The organism is Methylobacterium sp. J-067, assembly GCF_022829465.1.
Taxonomy (GTDB): domain Bacteria; phylum Pseudomonadota; class Alphaproteobacteria; order Rhizobiales; family Beijerinckiaceae; genus Methylobacterium; species Methylobacterium litchii.
Map to the genome: position 1 here is coordinate 1 of NZ_JAKSXZ010000091.1, position 385 is coordinate 385.

Here is a 385-nt window from a genome sequence, read left to right on the forward strand (position 1 = left end):
TCCAGGTTCACGTACAGGCCTTCGACCTTCAGCGTGACGGCCGAGGAGCGGAAGAAGTTCAGGAACGAGTCGGTCGGGATAGCGTACTCGATACCGCTGCCGACAGCGTAGCCTGTCTGGAAGTCGTTCGAGGAGACGCCGGTGCCGAACTGACGGCCGCCGCCCGAGCCGTAGGCGAAGCCGACCGTGGCGTACACGAGGGTACGGTCGAAGGCGTTGCCGAGGCGGCCGCGGACGGTGCCGAAGTAGTCGAGGCCCGACAGGCAGTTCGGGTTGTAGACGAGGGTGCCGGGGATGATCGCCGAGCCGGCCGGAGCGGCGGCCGAGAAGCGGTTCCGCTGGGCGCCGAAGTCGGCGTACTGGGCGTCAGCCTCGATGCCGACGA

Annotated in this window: 1 protein-coding gene; it reads right to left on the reverse strand. The window is 67.8% G+C overall.

Annotated features, from left to right (window positions below):
* Nucleotides 1–385, reverse strand: a 385-nt coding sequence (locus tag MKK52_RS09060) for an outer membrane protein (RefSeq protein ID WP_409564641.1), incomplete at both ends; no start/stop codon positions are given.